The sequence below is a fragment of the Streptomyces sp. NPDC048196 genome (assembly GCF_040652715.1).
GTDB classification, from domain to species: Bacteria; Actinomycetota; Actinomycetes; order Streptomycetales; family Streptomycetaceae; genus Streptomyces; species Streptomyces siderophoricus.
This window is the reverse complement of record NZ_JBEZMM010000039.1, coordinates 15,228-37,450: the sequence shown is the minus strand read 5'-3', so window position 1 is coordinate 37,450 and position 22,223 is coordinate 15,228. Positions and strand designations below refer to the sequence as shown.

22 protein-coding genes are annotated in these 22,223 nt (G+C 71.0%); 14 read left to right on the top strand and 8 right to left on the bottom strand.

Annotated features, from left to right (window positions below):
* Positions 1-10: 10 nt before the first annotated feature.
* The 3 genes from AB0E02_RS29155 to AB0E02_RS29145 all read left to right on the top strand — a co-directional run bounded on the left by AB0E02_RS29155 (position 11) and on the right by AB0E02_RS29145 (position 2,028).
* Positions 11-439 (top strand): transcriptional repressor, encoded by a 429-nt coding sequence (locus AB0E02_RS29155; RefSeq protein WP_030413701.1) that lies wholly within the window; start codon positions 11-13, stop codon positions 437-439.
* Between the two features lie 153 nt (positions 440-592).
* Positions 593-946, top strand: a complete 354-nt coding sequence (locus tag AB0E02_RS29150) for a WXG100 family type VII secretion target (RefSeq protein ID WP_030413702.1) — start codon at positions 593-595, stop codon at positions 944-946.
* A gap of 29 nt (positions 947-975) precedes the next feature.
* Positions 976-2,028, top strand: a complete 1,053-nt coding sequence (locus AB0E02_RS29145) for a hypothetical protein (protein WP_362144443.1) — start codon at positions 976-978, stop codon at positions 2,026-2,028.
* Between the two features lie 79 nt (positions 2,029-2,107).
* Here the strand turns inward: AB0E02_RS29145 and AB0E02_RS29140 are convergent, their stop codons facing one another.
* Complete coding sequence (locus AB0E02_RS29140; protein WP_261951562.1) at positions 2,108-2,926, bottom strand: isoprenyl transferase; 819 nt, start codon at positions 2,924-2,926, stop codon at positions 2,108-2,110.
* A 119-nt stretch (positions 2,927-3,045) separates the two neighbouring features.
* Positions 3,046-3,792: a DNA repair protein RecO gene (recO, locus tag AB0E02_RS29135; protein ID WP_261951561.1), complete on the bottom strand. Its 747-nt coding sequence runs from the start codon at positions 3,790-3,792 to the stop codon at positions 3,046-3,048.
* A 481-nt stretch (positions 3,793-4,273) separates the two neighbouring features.
* Here recO and AB0E02_RS29130 point away from each other — a divergent pair, with 481 nt between their 5' ends.
* From AB0E02_RS29130 to AB0E02_RS29100, 7 genes are all read left to right on the top strand, one after another.
* On the top strand, positions 4,274-5,734 hold the full coding sequence (locus tag AB0E02_RS29130) for an ATP-binding protein (RefSeq protein ID WP_362144440.1): 1,461 nt from the start codon (positions 4,274-4,276) through the stop codon (positions 5,732-5,734).
* Positions 5,731-6,159 carry a roadblock/LC7 domain-containing protein gene (locus AB0E02_RS29125; protein ID WP_362144437.1) on the top strand — a complete coding sequence of 143 codons (429 nt, stop codon included), beginning with the start codon at positions 5,731-5,733 and terminating at the stop codon, positions 6,157-6,159. The genes AB0E02_RS29130 and AB0E02_RS29125 overlap by 4 nt, the downstream gene beginning before the upstream one ends.
* The gene (locus AB0E02_RS29120) at positions 6,156-6,518 is read left to right on the top strand and encodes a DUF742 domain-containing protein (protein WP_030413708.1); all 363 of its coding nucleotides are present in this window, start codon (positions 6,156-6,158) and stop codon (positions 6,516-6,518) included. Before AB0E02_RS29125 ends, AB0E02_RS29120 begins: the two co-directional genes overlap by 4 nt.
* A gap of 34 nt (positions 6,519-6,552) precedes the next feature.
* On the top strand, positions 6,553-7,131 hold the full coding sequence (locus AB0E02_RS29115) for an ATP/GTP-binding protein (RefSeq protein WP_078866169.1): 579 nt from the start codon (positions 6,553-6,555) through the stop codon (positions 7,129-7,131).
* Positions 7,132-7,196: 65 nt separating this feature from the next.
* On the top strand, positions 7,197-8,582 hold the full coding sequence (locus tag AB0E02_RS29110) for a cytochrome P450 (protein ID WP_362144532.1): 1,386 nt from the start codon (positions 7,197-7,199) through the stop codon (positions 8,580-8,582).
* Complete coding sequence (locus tag AB0E02_RS29105) at positions 8,498-9,769, top strand: cytochrome P450 (protein WP_362144433.1); 1,272 nt, start codon at positions 8,498-8,500, stop codon at positions 9,767-9,769. Before AB0E02_RS29110 ends, AB0E02_RS29105 begins: the two co-directional genes overlap by 85 nt.
* Positions 9,770-9,893: 124 nt before the next feature.
* Complete coding sequence (locus AB0E02_RS29100) at positions 9,894-10,526, top strand: hypothetical protein (RefSeq protein WP_362144431.1); 633 nt, start codon at positions 9,894-9,896, stop codon at positions 10,524-10,526.
* Here AB0E02_RS29100 and AB0E02_RS29095 read toward each other — a convergent pair.
* Together AB0E02_RS29095 and leuA are read right to left on the bottom strand one after the other, a co-directional pair.
* Complete coding sequence (locus AB0E02_RS29095) at positions 10,418-11,128, bottom strand: TerB family tellurite resistance protein (RefSeq protein ID WP_362144428.1); 711 nt, start codon at positions 11,126-11,128, stop codon at positions 10,418-10,420. The two genes, AB0E02_RS29100 and AB0E02_RS29095, sit on opposite strands and share 109 nt — an antisense overlap.
* 211 nt (positions 11,129-11,339) lie before the next feature.
* Positions 11,340-13,103, bottom strand: coding sequence for a 2-isopropylmalate synthase (leuA, locus tag AB0E02_RS29090; RefSeq protein WP_362144425.1), 1,764 nt, complete (start codon positions 13,101-13,103; stop codon positions 11,340-11,342).
* Between the two features lie 287 nt (positions 13,104-13,390).
* Here leuA and AB0E02_RS29085 point away from each other — a divergent pair, with 287 nt between their 5' ends.
* The 4 genes from AB0E02_RS29085 (at position 13,391) to AB0E02_RS29070 (ending at position 17,820) form a co-directional block, all read left to right on the top strand.
* Positions 13,391-14,500: a M4 family metallopeptidase gene (locus AB0E02_RS29085; protein WP_362144422.1), complete on the top strand. Its 1,110-nt coding sequence runs from the start codon at positions 13,391-13,393 to the stop codon at positions 14,498-14,500.
* Between the two features lie 204 nt (positions 14,501-14,704).
* The gene (locus AB0E02_RS29080; protein ID WP_362144420.1) at positions 14,705-14,971 is read left to right on the top strand and encodes a protealysin inhibitor emfourin; all 267 of its coding nucleotides are present in this window, start codon (positions 14,705-14,707) and stop codon (positions 14,969-14,971) included.
* 129 nt (positions 14,972-15,100) lie between these two features.
* The gene (locus AB0E02_RS29075) at positions 15,101-16,468 is read left to right on the top strand and encodes a GH1 family beta-glucosidase (protein ID WP_362144418.1); all 1,368 of its coding nucleotides are present in this window, start codon (positions 15,101-15,103) and stop codon (positions 16,466-16,468) included.
* A gap of 125 nt (positions 16,469-16,593) precedes the next feature.
* Positions 16,594-17,820 (top strand): MFS transporter, encoded by a 1,227-nt coding sequence (locus AB0E02_RS29070; protein ID WP_362144529.1) that lies wholly within the window; start codon positions 16,594-16,596, stop codon positions 17,818-17,820.
* Positions 17,821-17,991: 171 nt separating this feature from the next.
* On the opposite strand, the gene era is transcribed toward AB0E02_RS29070, so the two are convergent.
* The 4 genes from era to AB0E02_RS29050 all read right to left on the bottom strand — a co-directional run bounded on the left by era (position 17,992) and on the right by AB0E02_RS29050 (position 22,221).
* A complete protein-coding gene (gene era / locus AB0E02_RS29065) occupies positions 17,992-18,930 on the bottom strand; it encodes a GTPase Era (RefSeq protein ID WP_362144415.1) in 939 nt (312 codons plus the stop codon).
* On the bottom strand, positions 18,927-19,988 hold the full coding sequence (locus AB0E02_RS29060; protein ID WP_362144412.1) for an aldo/keto reductase: 1,062 nt from the start codon (positions 19,986-19,988) through the stop codon (positions 18,927-18,929). Before AB0E02_RS29060 ends, era begins: the two co-directional genes overlap by 4 nt.
* 233 nt (positions 19,989-20,221) lie before the next feature.
* Complete coding sequence (locus tag AB0E02_RS29055; RefSeq protein WP_362144409.1) at positions 20,222-20,581, bottom strand: cytidine deaminase; 360 nt, start codon at positions 20,579-20,581, stop codon at positions 20,222-20,224.
* 323 nt (positions 20,582-20,904) lie between these two features.
* Positions 20,905-22,221, bottom strand: a complete 1,317-nt coding sequence (locus AB0E02_RS29050) for a hemolysin family protein (protein ID WP_362144406.1) — start codon at positions 22,219-22,221, stop codon at positions 20,905-20,907.
* Between the last annotated feature and the right edge of the window lie 2 nt (positions 22,222-22,223).

Genomic DNA, 22,223 nt, shown 5'->3' with positions numbered 1-22,223 from the left:
GGAGGCAACGGTGGCGACGAGCGCGGGATCTCCGGTACGCGGCCGGTCGACGCGGCAGCGGACCGCGGTGTCCGCCGCACTCGACGAGGTGGACGAGTTCCGTAGTGCCCAGGAACTGCACGACATGCTCAAGCACCGGGGCGACTCGGTCGGCCTGACCACCGTCTACCGCACGCTGCAGTCGCTCGCCGACGCCGGTGAGGTAGACGTGCTGCGCACCAGTGAGGGCGAGGCGGTCTACCGCCGGTGCAGCACCGACGACCATCACCACCACCTGGTCTGCCGGAGCTGCGGCAAGGCCGTCGAGGTCGAGGGTCCCGCGGTGGAGAAGTGGGCCGACCAGATCGCCGCCGAACACGGCTTCCGGGACGTGGCGCACACGATCGAGATCTTCGGTACCTGTGGCGAGTGCGCGGAGCGGACCGCCGAGGAGAAGTAGCCGCAGGAGCAGCAACTGCGCCGGGGCCGCCGCCGAGTTGATCGGGGCGGCCCTTCGTATGCCCTGCGGCACAGCGCACAGGTGACAGGTACACGCTGGTGGTAGCCTCGGTGGGCTATCGGCGCGGTGCTCGCGCCCACACGGGGGGTAGTAATGGGTCTCGGGGATCTCTGGGAAGACGGCAAGCAGCTCGTCGGCGACGTGGTCGAGGTCGGCAAGGACGTCATGATGGCGCCCGCCGAGATCGCGCACTGGGTGCTGACCCAGATGTTCGGCGGCGGCGACGCGGATCTGCAGAAGATCGCGGCCGAACTGGCCAAGCTCAGCAAGGAGCTGGACGGGTTGACCAAGGAGGTCAATACCGCCCTCGGCAAGCTGACCTGGCACGGCCCGGCGTCCGACGCCTTCGTCGCCGTCGCGCACGGCCGCGTCAAGGAGATGAACAAGATCTCCGACGATCTCACCACGCTGGGCCAGGCCGTCACCCGGCTGTCCCAGGTCTACTGACGAGCCACGACAACACGGGGGTTGTACGGATGGCAGGCGACACGTTCGGTGTCGAGATGGCGGAGCTCAACACCATCGAGAAGGACTGGCGCTCGGCCGCCGAGAAGATGCTGGAGCTGCACCGGCGGCTGTGCGAGGTCAAGGACACCATGGCCGCCGCGGCGAGCATCGACCTCGCGACCGCGCCGCTGGCGTCCCTTCCCGGCTTCGGCATCGCCTACCAGGTGCTCGCCGACGTCGAGGAGATCGCCGAGGTGAGCGAGCGCCTCGCCGCGGCCAAGTCCCAGCTGCTCGACGGGCTCGCGGCGGACGCCGACAAGATCAAGCAGGTCAAGGCCGAGTACGAGGCCAACGAGAAGAAGATCGAAGAAGACCTCAAGAAGATCAGGGACGGCAAGCACCACGACACGCCCAAGTCACCGCAGACCGGCTCGCACGGCGCCGGGTCCGGCTCCGGCTCCGGTGGCGGCGGCGGCGGTGGCGGTGCCAGCGGCGGCGGCCACGGCGGTGGTGGCCACGGTGGTGGCGGCGCCGGCGGTCCGGCCCCCTCCCAGGGCCACGGCGACGGCAAGTGGGAGACGAAGGGCGACTGGGACGCCTGGTCGCCGGGCAAGCACCACACCACCACCGGCGCCGGCGTGCAGGACGCCCCCGACACCTCCGGGCTCCCCAAGGAGCGCAAGGACATCATCGACCGGGCCCTGGAGCGGGTGAACCACCGCATCGGCTACAGCCAGTCGGCCACCACCAACGGCTACCGCGACGACTGCTCGGGCTTCGTCTCCGCCGCCTGGGGCCTCGAACCCCCGGGACTGAACACCTACGGCCTGATGGGCGGCAACACCGCCCACGTGATCACCAAGGACGACCTGCAGCCGGGCGACGCCCTGATCGCCGGCGATCACACCGTGCTCTTCGGCGGCTGGGCCGACGAGGCCCACACCAAGTACATCGCCCTGGAGGACAACGGCTCCCAGGGCACCGTCTCGCACGTCATCCCGTACCCGTACTACTCGGGCGACGCGGCGCACGAGAGGTCGATCGGCCAGCCGTACGTGCCCTACCGCCGCAACGGCCTCTAGGCAGGGGCCTGAACGGCCCGTACGCGTACGGCCCGGCTTCCTGGAGCACAGGAAGCCGGGCCGCCCGCCCTCGGGCCCGTCAGGTCGCGGACTCGCCCTCCGCCACCGGCGCGGCACCGAAGCGCCGGTCCCGCTTGGCGTACTCCAGGCACGCGTCCCACAGGTTCCGCCGGTCGAAGTCCGGCCACAGGATGTCCTGGAAGACCATCTCGGCGTACGCGCTCTGCCAGATCAGGTAGTTCGAGGTGCGCTGCTCACCGGACGGCCGCACGAAGAGGTCCACGTCCGGCATGTCCGGGTAGTACATGTACTTCGCGACGGTCTTCTCGTTGACCTTCGACGGGTCCAGCTTCCCGGCCCGTACGTCCCGGGCGATCGCCGCCGCGGCGTCCGCGATCTCCGCCCGGCCTCCGTAATTCACGCAGAAATACAGGGTCATCGCGTCATTGTTCTTGGTCTGCTCCTGGGCGATCTGGAGCTCCTGCACCACGGACTTCCACAGCTTCGGCATCCGCCCGACCCACCGGATGCGAATACCGAGCGCATCCATTTCGTCACGCCGCCGCCGGATGACATCGCGGTTGAAGTTCATCAGGAACTTCACCTCGTCCGGCGACCGCTTCCAGTTCTCGGTGGAAAAGGCGTAGAGCGAGAGGTTCTTCACGCCCATTTCGATGCAGCCCTTGAGGACGTCCAGCACGACGCCCTCGCCGACCTTGTGGCCCTCGGTGCGCGGCAGGCCCCGCTCCTTCGCCCACCGGCCGTTGCCGTCCATGACCACGGCCACATGGTTCGGGACGAGCTCCCCGGGGATCTTCGGTGGCCGCGCGCCGGAAGGGTGCGGCTCGGGCGTGACGTACTCGCGTCGGTTACGGCCCAGAATCCCGCGTCGTGCCATGCGGCCCACGTCTCCTATGTGTCGCTGTGTCGCTGTGTCGCTGTGTCGCTGTGTCGCTGTGTCGCTTCGAGGATTGTCGTTGTGCGCGGGTGACCACTGCCTCACCGCGCCCGCCTGCCCTACTGCTCTACATACCGCAGGGAACGCAGCCCCCGCTCCAGGTGCCAGTGCAAATAGGCCGTGACCAGCCCGCTGCCCTCCCGCGCATGGCGGGCCTCGCAGGCGTCCGCGGTCTCCCAGTCGCCGGTCAGCAGCGCGCTCAGGAGCCCGATGGCCTCCGAGGAGGGTACGACGCTCCCGGGCACCCGGCACTCACCGCATATCACCCCGCCCGACGCGACCGAGAAGAACCGGTTCGGGCCCGGCATCCCGCACCGTGCGCAGCTGTCGAAACTCGGCGCGTAACCGTTCACGGCCAGCGAGCGCAGCAGGAACGCGTCGAGCACGAGATGCGGCGCGTGCTCCCCGCGGGCCAGCGTCCGCAGCCCGCCGACCAGCAGCAGGTACTGCTGGACCGCCGGCTCGCCCTCGTGGTCGGTGAACCGCTCGGCGGTCTCCAGCATGGCCGTACCGGCGGTGTAGCGGGCGTAGTCCGTGACGATGCCGCCGCCGTACGCGGCGATCGTCTCGCTCTGCGTACAGAGCGGCAGCCCGCGCCCGACGAGCTCGCTGCCGCGGGCGTAGAACTGCACGTCCACATGGGAGAACGGCTCCAGCCGCGCCCCGAACTTCGACTTCGTCCGCCGCACGCCCCGGGCCACGGCACGGACCCGGCCGTGGCCGCGGGTGAGCAGCGTGATGATCCGGTCCGCCTCACCCAGCTTCTGGGTGCGCAGCACGATGCCGTCGTCGCGGAACAGACTCATGGCGCCATTCTCGCGCATGCGGAGAGGGGGCCGACCGGCAGCACTGTGCGCGCTCGCGCGGTGACGCTCCGGAAGCGCGTCGGGGTCGTCGGAGGCGTCGCCGTGCCTGGTGGAGTCGACGGCGTCGGACAACGGACGATGCGCGAGTACGACCTGAGCGGAGCTCGGTGGGGCAGGAGCACCACCGCTTGGTCCGCTTTCGTAGAGGCCGTCAAGAACGCGCGGTTCCGGGCCGCCTGACCGGCTTTCACCAAGGGCACACAACAGGCACACAGCGGCACCGCCATCTGCCCTGGATGACAGGGCCGCATCACGTTATCGTCCGGTCATCGCGGGCGGAAGGTGACCTTCCGTACTTCTCAGTCGCCCCTTGGGATCGCACCTCACGGCACGTCAACTCCCCGGTAGCATCCCGTGATGATCGGCAGCACGTCGCCGTGATGGCCGGCCGACCCAGTCAGTACCCCACATGAGGATCTCGATGACATCCATACCGGAGGCGCTGTTGTGGTGCCTCAGCGCAGGTACGGCCGCCGCCGTGGTCCTGGCGGCGTTCTCGGTCCGGGCCAGCGGACAACGCAAGGCCCTGAGAGCGCGCCTGACCGCCGCTGAGGAACAGAACAGCGCCACGCTCCACAGCAATACGGAGCTGTCGGCCCGGCTGCGCGCCACCGAGGCCGAGATCCGGCACCTGGCCGGTACCCGGCTCCCGGACCTGACGATGGCGCTGGCGCATCCGCACGTACCGGTGCGCGGTCTGCTCGACGCCCGGTTCGCCGGGTCGGAGACCGACGAGGCGCTCGCCGCCGTACTGGAGCAGGTCGGCGAGGCCATCACCAAGGAGCGCACGCGGGTCGACGCGGCCGCCCAGTCGGCGCTCCGCGGCGCGACCACGACCATCCAGGCGCTGCTCTACCGGCTGCAGACGGCGCTGCAGGAGATGCAGCACCGCTACGACGACCCGGAGATCGCGCAGGACCTGCTGAACGCGGACTTCCTCAACGAGCAGGCGCTGCGGCGCGTGCAGGCCACCGGCGTCGTCTGCGGCGCCTGGCCGGGCCTGACCCGCGAGGACTCGTACCTGGCCGAGCTGGTCGTGGGCGCCATGTCCCGGCTGCGCGGCTACGAGCGCGTCCAGATCAGCAACCAGCTGCGCGACCCGGTCGCGGTCGTCGCGCGGGCCGTCGAGCCGATCGCGATCACCGTCACCGAGCTGCTGGCCAACGCGCTGCACCACTCGCACCGGGAGCTGCCGGTCACCATCACCCTCCAGCAGGGCAACCGCGGCGCCTCGGTGATCATCGACGACTACGGCGTCGGCATGCACGACGACGAGATCAAGGCGGCGATGGAGCTGCTGGCGGGCGACGGCGATCTACTGCTGACCCAGCTCGGCGACCCGCCGCGGTCCGGTTTCGCCGCGGCCGGGCAGCTGGTGCGCCAGTACGGCTTCGGAGTGCACGTCGAGCCGTCGCCGTACGGCGGTGTGCGGGCCGTGGTGTACATCCCGGGTGACCCCCTCCTCACCGTCCTAGACGAGAGCGCCCAGCCCATGTCCGTGATGGCTCCGCTGCCGCACCGTTCCGGGATGACGGAACGATCCTCCTCCGCCCTGCCGACCGGGGCGACGCCCTCCTCGGCAGCGTCCTCCGCCGGTCAGCCGGTTCCCGCCCCGGCCGCGCCGGCCGCCCCCGCGGCGCCCGCCGCGCCCGCCGTGCACGCCTCGTACGACGCGCCGGCCACCGAGGGCGAACTGCCGCGCCGGCGCCGCCGCAAGCCCGCGTCGGAGGCCGAACAGGCCCCGCGCACCGAACCGATTCCCCCGCGCTCCCCGGAGGAGACCGGATCCCGCTGGGCCGCCCTCCAGCGGGGCACCGAATCCGGCCGGGCAGCCGCCCAGTCAGAACCCCCTCGCAGTCCCGAAGGGAACGCCCAGTCATGAACAACCCCACCCGCCGCCGTGTCGCCGAGGACAAGTCCTGGGTGCTGGCGCCGCTCTTGGAGTTGCCGCATGTTATCCACGCAGCCGTGATCTCCGGTGACGGCTTCATCGAGGGTGCCTCGCCGGGCCTCACCCGGGAGGCCGGCGAGGGTGTCGCCGCGATGATGTCCGCGCTCCAGGGCGCCGCGCGCGCCGTCACCGCCGCGTTCGCCGAGAAGGACGACACCCGGTTGCGGCAGACCGTCATCGAGTCCGACGAGGGCTTCGTCTTCGCGATACCGGCCGGCGAGAACACCTGCCTGGCCGTCTTCGCCGACCCGGAGGTGAACATGGGAGTCGTCGCACACCACATGCAGATCCAGGTGACGACGCTGGGCAGCAAGGTGATGAACAGCCCGGCCCGGGACCTCGGTAACCCGGCATGACGCCCCGCCAGAGCAGCGGCAGGCGCCTCGTTCCGGCCTACCTGGCCACCGGCGGACGCGCCCGCCCCAGCCGCAACACGTTGGACCGGCTCACCCTGCTGCACAGCGTGGGGATGCCGATCACCAGTGAGGTACGCCCGGAAGAGCACCGCATCCTGGAGCTGCTGCAGCCCGGGGCGCTGTCTCTGGCCGAGGTCGCCGCCCACCTTCACCTGCCCGTCAGCGTGGTGAAGGTGCTGGTGGCCGACCTTGTCGATGCCGGGCGACTGCACGCCCGTGTCCCCATCCCCGAAGCCGAGCAATTCGACCGGCAGATTCTGGAGAGGGTTCTCGATGGACTCCGCTCTCTCAAGTCCTAGCAGCGCGACCGGTACGGGTACCGGCACCGGCACCATGTACCTCTCCGGCGAGCACCAGACCCTGGTCAAGCTGCTGGTCGCGGGGCCGTTCGGGGTCGGCAAGACGACGCTCATCCGGGCGTTGTCGGAGACCCCGCCGCTGCACACCGAAGAGGTCATGACCCAGTCCGGCGCGATCGTCGACGATCTCGCCGGCGTACGGGAGAAGACCACCACCACCGTCGCGATCGACTTCGGGCGGCTGACGCTGCCCGGGGACCTGGTGCTCTATCTGTTCGGCACGCCCGGGCAGAAGCGCTTCCGGCCCCTGTGGCAGGACATCGCCCGCGGTGCGCTGGGCGCCCTGGTCCTCGCGGACACCCGCCGGCTGGCGGACTCCTTCGAGGTGATGGACATCGTCGAGGAGGCCGGGCTGCGCTACGCGGTCGCGGTCAACACCTTCCCCGACGCGCCCCAGTACTCCGTCGAGAAGCTCCGCGAGGCACTCGACCTGCACCCCGAGACACCGCTGGTGCTGTGCGACGCCCGCGACCGCGACCAGTCCGTCGATGCGCTGATCGCGCTCGTCGGCCACGTTCTGGCCCACACTCCCGAGGAGAACCCGAACCCGTGACTTCCCCGCACCAGCCGGAAGAATGGGGTCTCCCCCGCCCGAGCGCAGCCGAGAGCTCGGGGAGTCTGCCGCAGCAGGGCGCCGCGCCGCCACCGGGCTGCCCGGCGCACTCCGCGGTCCCGCCGCAGCAGGCCACGGGGTACCCGCAGGCCCGGCCCGACGCGCACGAGCCGGTGAAGCTCTACGGACCGGAGTTCGCCGCCGACCCGGGCTGCGTCTACGGCCGGCTGCGGCAGTACGGCGCGCTGGCGCCGGTCGAGATCGCGCCCGACGTGACCGCGATGCTGGTCACCGACTACCGCGCGGCCCTCGACCTGCTGCACGACGACTCGACCTGGTCGAAGGACTCCCGGGAGTGGATGCAGACCATCCCGCCGGACTCCCCGATCCTGCCGATGCTGGGCTGGCGGCCGAACGTCTTCTACAGCGACGGGCCGGCGCACGTCCGCTACCGGGACGTCATCGTCGACAGCTTCAAGCTGGTGGAGCCGCACGAGCTGCGGGCCCGTGTGCACCACGCCGCGGACACCCTGATCCAGCGGTTCGGCGCCCGCGGTGAGGTCGATCTGATCGCCGACTACGCGCGGCTGATCCCGCTGCTGATGTTCAACAACCTCTTCGGGCTGCCCGACTCCTACAGCGACCGGCTCATCGAGGCCCTCGCCGGGATGATCGAGGGCACCTCGCCCGAGGAGGCGGCGGCCGCCAACGAGGCTTACACCGCGTACATCATGGAGCTGGTCGGCTCGAAGAAGGCGCAGCGCGGCGCGGACCTGACCTCGTGGTTCATGGACCATCCCAACGGGCTGACCGACGAGGAGCTCATCCACAACATCATCCTGGTGATGGGCGCGGGCAACGAACCGCTCGCCAACCTCATCGGCAACGCGCTGTCGCGGATGCTCTCCGACGACCGTTACTACAACACCCTCACCGGTGGCGCCCTGACCCCGCAGGACGCCATCAACGAGGTGCTGTGGAACGACCCGCCGCTGACCAACTACTCCGCCCACTTCCCGGTCCGGGACGTCTTCTTCCACGGCACCTGGGTGCGCCGGGGGCAGCTGGTGATGGTGTCGTACGCGGCCGCCAACAGCCAGTTCGACACCACCTCGCTGGACGTGCCGGGCTCGGGCGGCGGTTCGCACCTTTCCTGGGCGGCCGGACCGCACGCCTGCCCCGTCAAGCGGCACGCACTTCTGATCGCCACGACCGCGATCGAGCGGCTCACCGCATGGCTCTCCGACATCGAACTCGCCGTTCCCACCCGCGAGTTGGAGTGGCGGCACGGCGCCTTCCACCGGGCCCTGGTCGCGCTGCCGGCCCGCTTCTCCCCCATCACCCCCGACCAGGCAGGAGCCACTCCATGGCACAACAGGGACAGCAGCCCTATGTCATCGACCCGGTCGGAAGCGACATCCACGGGGAGGCAGCCCGCCTCCGCGCGATAGGCCCGGCGGCCCGGATCGAGCTGCCCGGCGGCATCGAGGCGTGGGCGGTCACCGGCCACGCCCTGCTCAAGTCGCTGCTGACCGACGACCGGGTCTCCAAGAACCCCCGGGAGCACTGGCCGGCCTGGCAGCGCGAGGAGATCCGCGGCAGCTGGCTGCAGTCGTGGATCGGCGTCACCAACATGTTCACCGCGTACGGCCCGGACCACCGGCGGCTGCGCAAGCTGATCGCGCCGGCGTTCACGGCCCGCCGTACGGACGCCATGCTGCCGCGCGTCGAGCGGATCACCCAGGCCTTACTGGACGATCTCGCGGGCCGCCCGGCCGGCTCGGTCGTGGACCTGCGTGAGGTGTTCACCCACCCGCTGCCCATGCAGGTCATCTGCGAGCTCTTCGGCTTCCCGGAGGGCGAGCCGCGCGCCGAACTGGCCCGGCTGGTCGAGGCGATCATGGACACCACCGCCACGCCGGAACAGGCCGGTGCCACCGCCGCGGCCGTGCACTCCCTGCTGACCGGCCTGGTCACCGCCAAGCGCGAGGCACCGGCGGACGACCTCACCAGCCTGCTGGTCTCCGCACGGGACGACGACGGCGAGCGGATGACCGAGCAGGAACTCCTGGACACCCTGCTGCTGGTCATCGGCGCCGGCCACGAGACCACCGTCGACCTCATCGGCAACGCGGTGACGGCCCTGCTCACCCACCCCGACCAACGCGAGCTGGTGCTGTCGGGCCAGGTGCCGTGGAGCGATGTGATCGAGGAGACGCTGCGCTGGGCCCCCAGCATCGCGAGCCTGCCGCTGCGCTTCGCGGTGGAGGACATCGAGCTGCCGGACGGGATCACCATCCGCAAGGGCGACGCGATCCTCCCCGGGTACGCCGGCGCCGGCCGCGACCCGGAGTTCCACGGCCCCGGGGCGGACACGTTCGACGTCCGGCGCGGCGTCCAGGAGCACCTGGCCTTCGGCCACGGCGTGCACCACTGCCTCGGTGCCCCGCTGGCCCGTATGGAGGCCCGGATCGCCCTCCCGGCGCTCTTCGCCCGCTTCCCGGACCTTCAACTGGCCGTACCCTCCGAGGAGTTGCAGCCCGCGGGCGGCTTCATCTCGGGCGGCCTGCGGGGGCTTCCGGTGCGCCTGACGCCGGCCGAGGCCCCGACGTCGGCTCCGGCCGCGGCGGGCGCGTAACCGCCCCTGGCACCCGGCGCGTCCGGCCCCCGTCACCGCCCCGGCGGCGACGGGGGCCGCAACCTTCCCGCCCCCTCACCGGTCGGTAACGGCAACCGCCTCCGGATCGAGAGGGACCTTCCCGATGAAGCTCCGCCGCGCCCTGACGGCCGTCCTCGCCACGGCCCTGCTGACCCCCGCCGCCCTGCTGACCACCCCGGCCGCCGCAGCGACCGGAAGACCGGGGGTGAGCACCGAACTCCTGGACCTCCCCCGCACCGTGGCCGTCGGCTCCGGCTGGCACGGCTTCGCCGATCTCGTCCGCAACACCACGAACGGCACGCTGCCGGCCGTCACCCTCTCGCTCACCGGCACCGCGCCGGTCACCGTCCAGTTCCTCGACAACGCGGCGGGCGGCACCTGGCACACCGTCGACCTGCGCAAGGGGCGGTTCCTCCGCTACGCCGACCTCATGCCGGGCGAGTACCTGAGCAAGCCCATGCGCCTGAAGCTCAAGGCGGGCGCCCGGCCGGGCGGTCGCGCCACCCTCACCGCCCTCGCCACCTTCTGCGACGACCACGGCAGGTGCGGCGTCTCGGCACCGAAGTCCTACGCGATCAAGATCACCGCGAAGGGCACCCGTCAAGGAGCGGCAGGAGAGCCCCGGCCCTACGAGGGCGTGCGGGCCGCCGCGGCGAGCAGCCGCTCGGTGTCCGTCGGGCCGAGGGTCAGCGCCCCGCCGACCGTGATGAGCACCTCGCGCTCCGCGGGCGTGTAGGCGCCGTCCGCGAGGGCGATCCGGGCGCCCTGGAGGAGCAGCGACTCCCGCCCGGCCGGCGCGAGATGCGGGGCGAGCGGCTCCAGGGCCTCGTGCAGCTCTATGGCCAGCGCGGTGCCGCACGGGTCGAGGCCGGCGTGGCCGCAGTGGCCGCCGGTCACCGCGTCGTAGGTGCCGGTGAGCCGCCCGGTGTCGGCGGCGAGGGCGGCGAGGAGGGTCAGCAGCTGGTCCTCGGAACAGTCCGGGAAGCCGGCCGTCCGGACGGCGTCCACGGCGGTCTCCCGGACCGTGCGGGACGAGGTCCCGCCGGCGGCCAGCAGTGCGAGCGTGACGGTGTGGACGGCGTCCCGCAGCATCGCGGAGAAGCGGACGGTGGTGGGGTGGTCGAGGGCGTCCAGGCCGAAGCGGCCGTGGCAGGCGGAGCACTCCAGGACCGGGCCGGTGTGGCCGCGGGAGAGGAGCGGGACGCCGAGGAGGGTGAGACGGCGGTGGCCGGTGCGCCGGAGATAGTTGCGGTCGCCGCCGCAGTCCGGACAGAAGAACTCGCCGTCGGCGACGGTACGCCAGGACGTGCGCACTCCCATCACACACACCTTGTGCATTCCGTCAGCCTCCGTAACTCCCCGTTGCCGTCCAGGCCCGGGAGAGACCCCCACGCCACCGTCGCCGTGTTGGACGTGATGTTAGCCACATCATTGATGCGCCGTCAGCACCTCGTATCGGACAACTACGGCTCGGCGGCACGCCAGAAGCACTGGCGCGCCGCCGATATTGGCCGAAATCACGGGGCCGGGGCCGTGCTACCCCTGAGGCTCAGCGGCCGGCGCGATTGACGGCGGAGACCACGGCCTTCAGCGAGGCGCGGGTGGTGTTCGCGTCGATGCCGATGCCCCACAGGACCTTGTCACCGATCGCGCACTCGATGTACGAGGCGGCCTGTGCGGAGGCGCCCTCGCTCATCGTGTGCTCCTGGTAGTCCAGCAGCCGTACGTCCACGCCGATGCCCTGCAGGGCGTCGAAGAACGCGGAGATCGGGCCGTTGCCGGAACCGGTCAGCACGGTGTCCCGGCCGTCGACGACCGCCTCGACAGTGAGCGCGTCGATGCCGTCCCGGTCGGTCGTGGTCTGGCCGTTCTTGACCTGGATGCGGCCCCAGGGGTTCGCGGGGTTGGGCAGGTACTCGTCCTGGAAGGCGGACCAGATGGCGGCCGGCGTGACCTCGCCGCCCTCGGCGTCGGTCTTCTCCTGGATGATCCGGGAGAACTCGATCTGCATCCGGCGCGGCAGGTCCAGCTTGTGGTCGTTCTTCAGGACGTAGGCGATACCGCCCTTGCCGGACTGCGAGTTGACGCGGATGACGGCCTCGTAGGAGCGGCCGACGTCCTTCGGGTCGATGGGCAGGTACGGCACCGCCCACTCGATGTCGTCCACGGTCTTGCCGGCGGCGGCCGCCTCGGCCTCCATGGCGTCGAAGCCCTTCTTGATGGCGTCCTGGTGGGAGCCGGAGAAGGCGGTGTAGACCAGGTCGCCCGCGTAGGGGTGGCGCGGGTGGACCTCCATCTGGTTGCAGTACTCGCTGGTCCGGCGGATCTCGTCGATCTGCGAGAAGTCGATCTGCGGGTCGACGCCCTGGCTGAAGAGGTTCATGCCCAGGGTCACCAGGTCGACGTTGCCGGTGCGCTCGCCCTGCCCGAACAGGCAGCCCTCGATGCGGTCGGCACCCGCCATGATCGCCAGCTCGGCGGCGGCCACGGCCGTACCCCGGTCGTTGTGCGGGTGGACGCTCAGGCAGACGTACTCGCGCCGGGTCAGGTGGCGGGCCATCCATTCGAACCGGTCCGCGTGCGTGGACGGCGTCGAACGCTCCACCGTGGCGGGCAGGTTGAGGATGATCTCGCGGCCCTCCTCGGGACGCCAGACGTCACAGACCGCCTCGCAGACCTCCAGGGCGAAGTCCAGCTCGGTGTCGGTGAAGATCTCCGGGCTGTACTGGTAGCCGAAGACCGTCTCGTCACCGAGGATCTTCTCCGCGTACTCCATCACCAGCCGGGTGCCGTCCACGGCGATCTGCTTGATGTCGTCCTTGGAGCCGCGGAAGACCACCCGGCGGAAGGTCGGCGCGGTCGCGTTGTACAGGTGGACGGTGGCGCGCTTGGCGCCGCGCAGCGACTCGACGGTCCGCTCGATCAGGTCCTCGCGGGCCTGTGTCAGCACCGAGATCGTGACGTCGTCGGGGATCGCGCCCTCTTCGATGATCGACCGTACGAAGTGGAAGTCGGTCTCGCCGGACGACGGGAACCCGACCTCGATCTCCTTGTAGCCCATGCGCACCAGCAGGTCGAACATCTCGCGCTTGCGGGCCGGCGACATCGGGTCGATCAGCGCCTGGTTGCCGTCCCGCAGGTCGGTGGAGAGCCAGCGCGGCGCCTTGGTGATCCGGTTGTCCGGCCAGGTCCGGTCCGGCAGGTCCACGGCCTCGTACGGGCCGTACTTGTGGATCGGCATCCCGGAGGGCCGCTGGGTGACGGTCGCGGCGGTGATGGGCGTGGGGCGACCGACGGAGATTTCGGAGGTCATTGCGCGGGGCTCCTGTCGAAGGCTTTCGACGGCCGACGGTGGGCAACACCGGACTCCGCGGGGAGGGGGTCGGCCTCGACTACAGGCCCTCGCCGCGGCAGCTAAGGAGAAGCAGCCCGTAACGCATGATGCTCAGCACCCTAACCGAGGTACGCCCTGAGTGGCGGTCGCGTATCAGTATGCGGGACCGGGCCGGACGTTACGCCCTAAATGCGACGAACCACACATATGCAGGAATCTCCAGCGCAAGCAGTGACACCCGCACTACACAGTGCCACCGTTTGTCCATGGACCTCAACACGGATCCCAGCAACGACCGGACCTCGAAGGCCACCGGTCCGACCGGCCCCGACCACCCCGTCTTCTGCACGATCATCCCGCCGCACATCCTCGACAACCTCGCGCGGTCGGACGACCCGGCCCACTTCGAGCCGGCCCGCCGCACCCTGGAGCACGACGGCGCCCACCGCATCCGCCGCCGCGAGGTGGCCGCCCGCGCCACGGCCCCCGGGGAGCCCGGCGCCGACGCCGACAAGCCGACCCGCACCATCTACGACGCCGGCCACCAGGAGAACCTCCCCGGCACCAAGGTCCACTCCGAGTCCGACGGCCCCTCCCAAGACGCCTCGGTCAACCGCGCTCACGCGGGCCTCGGGGCGACCTTCGACTTCTACCTGAAGACGTACCACCGCAAGTCCATCGACGGCGCCGGCCTGGCACTCGATGCGACCGTCCACTACGGCCAGAAGTACGACAACGCCTTCTGGGACGGCGAGCGGATGGTCTTCGGCGACGGTGACGGCGACCTCTTCAAGGACTTCACCATCCCCGTCGACGTCATCGGCCACGAGCTGACCCACGGCGTCACCCAGTACACCGCCAACCTCGACTACCACGGCCAGTCCGGCGCCCTCAACGAGTCCGTCTCCGACGTCTTCAGCGTCCTGATCAAGCAGTACGCCCTCGGCCAGACCGCCGACCAGGCCGACTGGCTGATCGGCGCCGACCTGCTCGGCCCCAACGTCACCGGCAAGGCCCTCCGCTCCATGAAGGCGCCCGGCACGGCCTATGACGACGACGTCCTGGGCAAGGACCCGCAGCCGGCCACCATGAAGGGCTACGTCAGGACCGCCGACGACAACGGCGGCGTCCACATCAACTCCGGCATCCCCAACCACGCCTTCTACCTCGTCGCCAGCAAGCTCGGCGGCAAGGCGTGGGAGCGGGCCGGCCAGGTCTGGTACGACGTCCTGACCGGCGGCGAACTGCCCAAGGCCGCCACGTTCGCCGACTTCGCCAAGCTCACGATCAAGGCCGCCCAGGCCCGTTTCGGCACCGGTGACGAACACGAGGCCGTGATCAAGGCCTGGTCGCAGGTCGGCATCTCGGCGAAGTGACGACGTAGCGACACAGGAGGCCGCATCTCGGCGCGGCGGGAAGTGACCGGCGTACCTCGGGGGTGTGCCGGTTACCCGAAAGAACGGGGGCGGTGTCCGGGCGCCGGCGACCAGCAGGCGCCCACCCCCCGCCCCCGACTACCGTGGCCATATGGCCCCCCAAACGGGGAAGAAGTCCGTCGCAGGACGTCGGAGGAGCCCGTTATGCGCATTCACGTTCACCGCACCGGCGGCTTCGCGGCCATCGACCGCCGGGCCGAGATCGACACCGCGGGGCGCGACGACTCCGGCGAGTGGCAGTCGCTCGCCGAACGCGCCCTCGCCACCGCCCGCACCGAACCCCCCGTCGGCGTCCCCGACGGCTTCAGCTACCAGATCACCGTCGACGGCCGCACGGTGTACCTCTCCGACCCCCGTCTCACGGACGACCAGCGGACCTTGATCACGAGGGTGATGAAGGAAGGCGCGTAGCCGGTCGCGCAGGGCCGCCGACAAGGGGCACCAGCGGGGCGGCGACGGCGAGGCACCGCCGGCCGCCCGCCAACTCCCTTGCGTGTCCTGCCCCTTGACACTGTTACCGCCGGTTACGAAGATCCCGGCATGACTGCCGTGCCGGAGTTCCCCAGGCCCCTGCCGCGCTTCCCGAAGGAATTTCTGTGGGGGGTGTCGACGTCCGCCGCACAGATCGAAGGCGCGGTGGACGAAGGGGGGCGCGCCACCTCGACATGGGACGTTTTCGCCGCGGAGAGCGGGCGGATCAAGGACGGGTCGAATGCGCGGGTGGCGACCGATCATTACCACCGGTATCCCGAGGACGTGCGGCTGCTCAAGGAACTCGGGGTAGGCGCGTACCGGTTTTCGGTGGCCTGGCCACGGGTGGTGCCGGACGGGCGCGGGGCGGTGAATGCGGCCGGGCTGGATTTCTACGACCGGCTGGTCGACGCCTTGCTGGCGGCCGGAATCGCGCCGGTGCCGACGCTTTTCCACTGGGACACCCCGCAGGTCGTGGAGGACGGCGGCGGCTGGCTCGTACGGGAAACGGCACAGTGGTTCGCCGCGTATGCGGATGCCGTGGCCGCCCGGCTCGGGGACCGGGTGGAGCGGTGGATCACGCTCAACGAGCCGGCGGAACTGACGCTGCTGGGCTACGGGCTGGGGCAGCACGCGCCGGGGCGGGAATTGCTGTTCGGAGCGTTGCCGGCAGCACACCACCAGTTGCTGGGGCACGGCTTGGCGGTGCAGGCATTGCGGGCCCGGGGCGCCCGGTCCATCGGGATCGCGAATTCCCACGGGCCGACCTGGGCCGCCTCCGACGCGGAAGAAGACCGTACGGCGGCGGATTTCTACGACCTGCTGCTGAACCGGATGTTCGCGGACCCGATTCTGCTGGGCCGCTATCCGGACGACGACGTGGCGGAGCTGCTGCCGGGAAATGTCGACGACGACCTGAAGGTGATCTCCGCGCCGCTGGACTGGTACGGGATCAATTACTACCAGCCGTCACTGGTGGGACGGCCGAGGGGCGAGGCGACGGAGGTCGGCGGAACGCGCATACCCGAGGGGCTGCCTTTCGCGCCCCGTGACATCGAGGGATATCCCCGGACCGATTTCGGGTGGGCGGTGGTTCCGGAGGGACTGACCGAATTGCTGGTCGGATTCCACGAACGGTACGGAAAGCGGCTCCCGCCGATCGTGATCACCGAGAACGGCTGCTCGTACGAAGGCATCGAGGACGGGGAGCGGATCGCCTATCTGGACGGCCATCTGCGGGCCCTGCATGCCGCCATGGCGGCGGGGGTGGACGTCCGGGGGTATTTCGTCTGGTCCTTGCTGGACAACTTCGAATGGGCGGAGGGGTACGCGCGACGGTTCGGGCTCGTCCACGTCGACTACGCGACGCTGACGCGGACACCGAAGTCCTCGTACCGCTGGTTCCGCGAGGTGCTCCGGGAGCAGGCGGGCGGGTGAGCCGGGCCACGGGGGCGGACGGCGGCGGCCGGGCAGGTCGGGCGGCGGAGGCGAGCGGCCGTGGTCCGGTGGGCCGGCGTGCCGGAGCGGCCCGGTGGCGGAGCCGGGTCGCGGCGCCGGATCCGCTGGCCGAGCCGTCCGCGCCGGTCGGGTCCGGGTGGACCGCGTCCCTGGCGTTGGCCAACGGGGCGATCTGGGCGGGCTGGTACGGGCCGCTGCAAATACTGCTCGCCTGGCAGGCGGCGGAGGTGGCGGCACCGGCCGCCGGTATGCCCAAGGAATCCGTGCTGGCCTGGGTGACCGGCGTGGGAGCCGCCGTCTCCCTGGTGGCCAATCCCCTCTTCGGCGCGCTGTCGGACCGTACGACCTCCCGTTACGGGCGGCGAACTCCCTGGATCGTGGCGGGAGTTGTCGCAGGCGCCGCCGCGCTGGCGGCACTGGCGGCAGCCCGTACGGTCCTGGCGATGGCGCTGGCCTGGGGTTCCGTACAGCTCGCGCTCAACGCGGCGTTCGCGGCGATCACCGCGGCGGTGCCCGACCGGGTGCCGCACCGGCAGCGGGGAGCGGTGGGCGGCTGGCTGGGCGCGGCGCAGATCCTGGGGGTGGTGGCGGGTACCGGCCTGGCGACCGTCGCGGGCGGGCCCGGGGCCGGCTATCTGGCCTGCGCCGGCTTCGTGGTGCTGGGCACCCTGCCGTACGTGCTGGGGCACCGGGACACGGTGCTGCCGGCCGAGCGGCGGCCGGAGATGTCCTGGCGCACCCTGGTCACCGGCTTCTGGATCAGCCCGCGGCGCCATCCGGACCTGGGCTGGGCCTGGCTGACCCGGTTCCTGATCAACCTGGGCAACGCGCTGGCGCTGCTGTACCTGCTGTACTACCTGCGCGATGTGCTGCGGCGGGCCGACCCGGACGGCGGGGTGCTGGTACTCACCGCCGTGAACGGCGTGACGCTGCTGACCACGGTCGTCGTCGGCGGGATCTGGTCCGACCGGGCCGGGCGACGGCAGCCGTTCGTCCTGGGCGCCGGGGTGATCATGACGGTGGCCACCGCGCTGCTCGCCGTCTGGCAGACCTGGCCGGGCGCACTGTGCGCCGCGGCGCTGCTCGGCATCGGATTCGGGGTCTTCACGTCCGTCGACCTCGCACTGATGATGGACGTCCTGCCGGCCGCGGCCCATCGCGGCAAGGACCTCGGCGTCATCAACATCGCCAACTCCCTGCCCCAGGTGGCCGCCCCGGCCCTGGCCGCACCCCTCGTACACCTCGGCGGCTACCGGACGCTGTACGCCGTGGCAGCAGCGATCGGTCTGCTGGGGGCGCTGCTGGTACGACGGATTCGGGGGGTGGGGTGAGGGGGGTGGGAAGGGCTGGGTGAGGGAGCGGGCGGGCCTGGGGCCGGGCCCCTAGGGGGCGGTCGAACGGATCCCGTAGGGGTCGTGAGGGCCCCCTCGGGGGCACAACGGGGCGGGGGCGGGGGATATTCCCTGCGCCCGCCGGCGGCCCGGCTCGGGGCGCGCGGCGAACTAGAAGCCCAGCTTCCGCAGTTGCTTCGGGTCGCGCTGCCAGTCCTTGGCGACCTTGACGTGCAGGTCGAGGAAGACCGGCGTGCCGAGCAGTGCCTCGATGTGCTTGCGCGACTTGGTGCCGACCTCCTTCAGGCGCTTGCCCTTGGGGCCGATGATGATGCCCTTCTGGCTGGGGCGCTCGATGTAGACGTTGGCGTGCACGTCCAGGAGCGGCTTGTCGGCCGGGCGGTCCGCGCGCGGGAGCATCTCCTCGACGACGACGGCGATGGAGTGCGGCAGCTCGTCGCGGACGCCCTCCAGCGCGGCCTCGCGGATCAGCTCGGCGACCATGACCTGCTCGGGCTCGTCGGTGAGGTCGCCCTCCGGGTAGAGCGCCGGGCCCTCGGGCAGCAGCGGCACCAGCAGATCGGCGAGCAGGGAGACCTGGGTGTCGCCCACCGCCGAGACCGGGATGATCTCGGCCCACTCGATGCCCAGTTCCTTGCCGAGCTGGTCGATGGCGATCAGCTGGGCGGCCAGCGTCTTGGAGTCGACCAGGTCGGTCTTGGTGACGATGGCGACCTTGGGGGTCTTCTTGATCTCGGCCAGCTCACCGGCGATGTACCGGTCGCCGGGGCCGATCTTCTGGTCCGCGGGCAGGCAGAAGCCGATCACGTCGACCTCGGACCAGGTGGTGCGGACGACGTCGTTGAGCCGCTCGCCGAGCAGGGTGCGCGGCTTGTGCAGGCCCGGGGTGTCGACGAGGACCAGCTGGGCGTCGGGGCGGTGCACGATGCCGCGGACCGTGTGCCGGGTGGTCTGCGGGCGGTTGGAGGTGATCGCCACCTTCGTACCCACGAGAGCGTTCGTCAGGGTCGACTTGCCCGCGTTGGGGCGGCCGACGAAGCAGGCGAAGCCGGCCCGGTGGGCGGCGGAGGACTCTGTACGAACGCTCATGGCGCCCATTCTCCCCGATCCCGGACGCCGCTCCGACCATCCGGGCCGGACGCTCGGTCGACGACCGCCGCCGTGCCCTCGAAGGTGGTGTCCTTCAGCGCGGCGTCGATCCGGGCGAGGGTGTCGGCGGACAGGGCGATCCGGGCGGCGGCGAGGTTCTCCGCGATGTGCGCCGGGGTGCGGCTGCCGGGGATCGGCACGACGTCCTCGTCCTGGTGCAGCAGCCAGGACAGCGCCAGCTGGCCGGAGGAGATGCCGAGGTCCTCGGCGAGGCCCCGGACCGGCGCGAAGCGGTCCTGGTTGGCCTTGAGGTTGGCGGCGTCGAAGCGCGGCAGATGGCGGCGGAAGTCGTCCCCGGCGACCTGCTGGACGGTGCCGGTGAGGAATCCGCTGCCCAGCGGGCTCCAGGCGACGATGCCCACGCCCAGCTCGCGGGCGGTGGCGAGCAGCTCGGCGTCGATGGGCTGCCACATCGACCACTGGACCTGGACGGCGGCCACCGGGCGGACCGCGTGCGCACGCCGCAGCTGGTCGGCGGTCACGTTGGACAGGCCCAGGTGACGGACCAGACCGGCGTCGATCAGCTCGGCGACGGCACCGACGGTGTCCTCGAACGGAACCTGCGGGTCCGGGTAGTGCGGGTAGTAGAGGTCGATGACCTCGGTCCGCAGATTGCGCAGCGACGCCTCGGCGTAGCCGCGTACGTGGCGGGGGTCGGCGTTCACGGCCAGTTCGCCGAAGCCGTAGTTGACCGGGAAGGGGTGCGGTGCGACGCCCTCGGGGAGCCGGAAGCCGAACTTGGTCGCGAGCACGACCTCGTCGCGGCGGCCGCGCAGCGCCCGCCCGATCAGCTGCTCGTTGTGGCCGTCGGGGCCGTAGCCGTCCGCGGTGTCGATCAGGGTGGCGCCCTCGTCGAGGGCGGAGAGCAGGGCGGTGGTGCCGCGCTGCTCGTCGGTCTCGCCGTAGACGCCGGGCGAGAGGACCATCGCGCCGAAGCCGATGGCGGAGCTGGTGAGGCCGCCCAGGGTGCGGGCGGGGAGGGCGCTTGCGGCGGTCACGGCGGGCTCCTGGTGGCGCGGGCCGGCGGCGGGGCCGGCGACGGCTGCTGACACCCCTGATCCTTGCCGCCCCGGCCCGGACACGTCCAAGACATGCGGTGATAGCCGATGGTTATGGACTGTCGGTGGTGAGGGACCGTCGATGGTGAGGGACCGTCGATGGTTATCGCCTGCCCGCACGGGAGGGGCCGTGGCGGGAGCCCGCGCCCCACGCCCACGGTCCGGTGCCCGGTTTACGCCTCCCCCGCCGGGACGGTGCTGCGCAGGGTGCCGTCGAGGCCCGCGACGAGGACCGGCGTGCCGGGGCCACCGAGGTCCCGGACGGCCGCGCGGTCCGCGTCCGTGGCGCGCTCGGCGTCGGTGACCACGGCTGCCGCCTCCAGGGACGTCGCACCGCTGGCGACGGCCATCGCCACGGCCGTCTGCAGGGCGCTGAGCTGCAACGAGTCCAGCGCGACGGTGCCGGCGACGTATGTGCGGCCGGTCTCGTCGCGCACGGCGGCGCCCTCGGGCACGCCGTTGCGGGCCCGCGCCGAGCGCGCGAGCGTGATGATCTTGCGGTCTTCGGGGTCCAGCGGTGCGGCTTCGGTCATACCGGCGAGCATATGCGCCGGCCCCGCGACGTGAGGAAGAAGGTGGCTGCCCCGGTCCCCCGTGGCCGGGGCAACCTGCGCGGCAAGATTTCTCGGACGATTTCTCTCCCGCAGGACGGCCGCCTTTCGGCGACCGCCCGAAGATCCTTCCACGGCCCGCCGCGAAGAATCCAGTCCCACCGGAAATGGCTTCCAGAACATTTCTGCTGCACCGGAGATAAGTAACGCCGGAAACGGGAGCGGGACGCAGCGAGGCGTTATCCCGTCGGGTCTCGTCGGCCCTCGTCGGATTCTCGTCGGGTCATTTCCCGGACGTGCCGGAATTATGCGGAGAGCTCTCCGGCGTCCGTGGCCCGCACCGGCTCGCAGAGCACCGTGACGATCTTGTTGCGGCGGCCGGCCGGTGATTCGGCGGTCAGCCGCAGCCCCTTCAGTTCGGGGTCGGCGGCCGTGTCGGAGAGGTCGACCTCGGCCGTGGCACCGGCGATCGGGACCCGGCCGAGCAGCTTGGCCAGCAGCCCGCCGACCGTCTCGACGTCCTCGTCGTCCAGCTCCACCAGGCCGTAGAGCTCGCCGAGGTCGCCGATGTCGAGGCGGGCGGTGACGCGGTAGCGGCCGTCACCGAGGTCCTCGACCGGCGGCAATTCGCGGTCGTATTCGTCGGTGATCTCGCCGACGATCTCTTCGAGAATGTCCTCGATGGTGACGATTCCGGCGGTGCCGCCGTATTCGTCGATGACCACCGCGACATGATTGCGGTCCTGCTGCATTTCGCGCAGCAGATCGCCGGCATTCTTGGTGTCGGGCACGAAGACGGCGGGCCGCATGGCCGTGGAGACCAGCTCGGTCTCCGCGTCGCGGCTGATGTGGACCTTGCGGGCCAGGTCCTTCAGATAGACCACGCCGACGATGTCGTCCTCGTTCTCGCCGGTCACCGGGATACGGGAGAAACCGGAGCGCAGGGCGAGGGTCAGCGCCTGCCGGATGGTCTTGAACCGCTCGACGGACACCAGGTCGGTGCGCGGCACCATCACCTCGCGGACGAGGGTGTCGCCGAGCTGGAAGACGGAGTGCACCATCCGGCGCTCCTCGTCCTCGATCAGCGACTCCTTCTCCGCGAGGTCGACCAGTGAGCGCAGTTCGGCCTCGGAGGCGAAGGGGCCCTTGCGGAAGCCCTTGCCGGGGGTGAGGGCGTTGCCGATGAGGATCAGCAGCTGCGGGATCGGGCCCATGATGCGGGCCAGCGGCAGCAGGACGTAGGCGGCCGCGGTGGCGGTGTTCAGCGGGTGCTGGCGGCCGATCGTCCGCGGCGAGACGCCGACCGCGACATAACTGACCAGCACCATCACCGCGATGGCGACGGTCAGCGCCTGCCAGGTCTCGGCGAACGAGCGCAGGCAGGCGTAGGTGACCAGGGCGCCGGCGGCCATCTCGCAGCCGACCCGCACCAGCAGGGCGACGTTGAGGTAGCGGGTGGGATCGGCGGCGACCTGGGCGAGCTTGGCGCTGCCGCGGCGGCCCGAACGGACGGCCTCCTCGGCGCGGAAGCTCGTCGTACGCGCCAGGCCGGCCTCCGCGCAGGCGGCGAGCCAGGCGATCACGACGAGCAGGACCGCGACCGCGATCAGCTGGGTGGTCATCG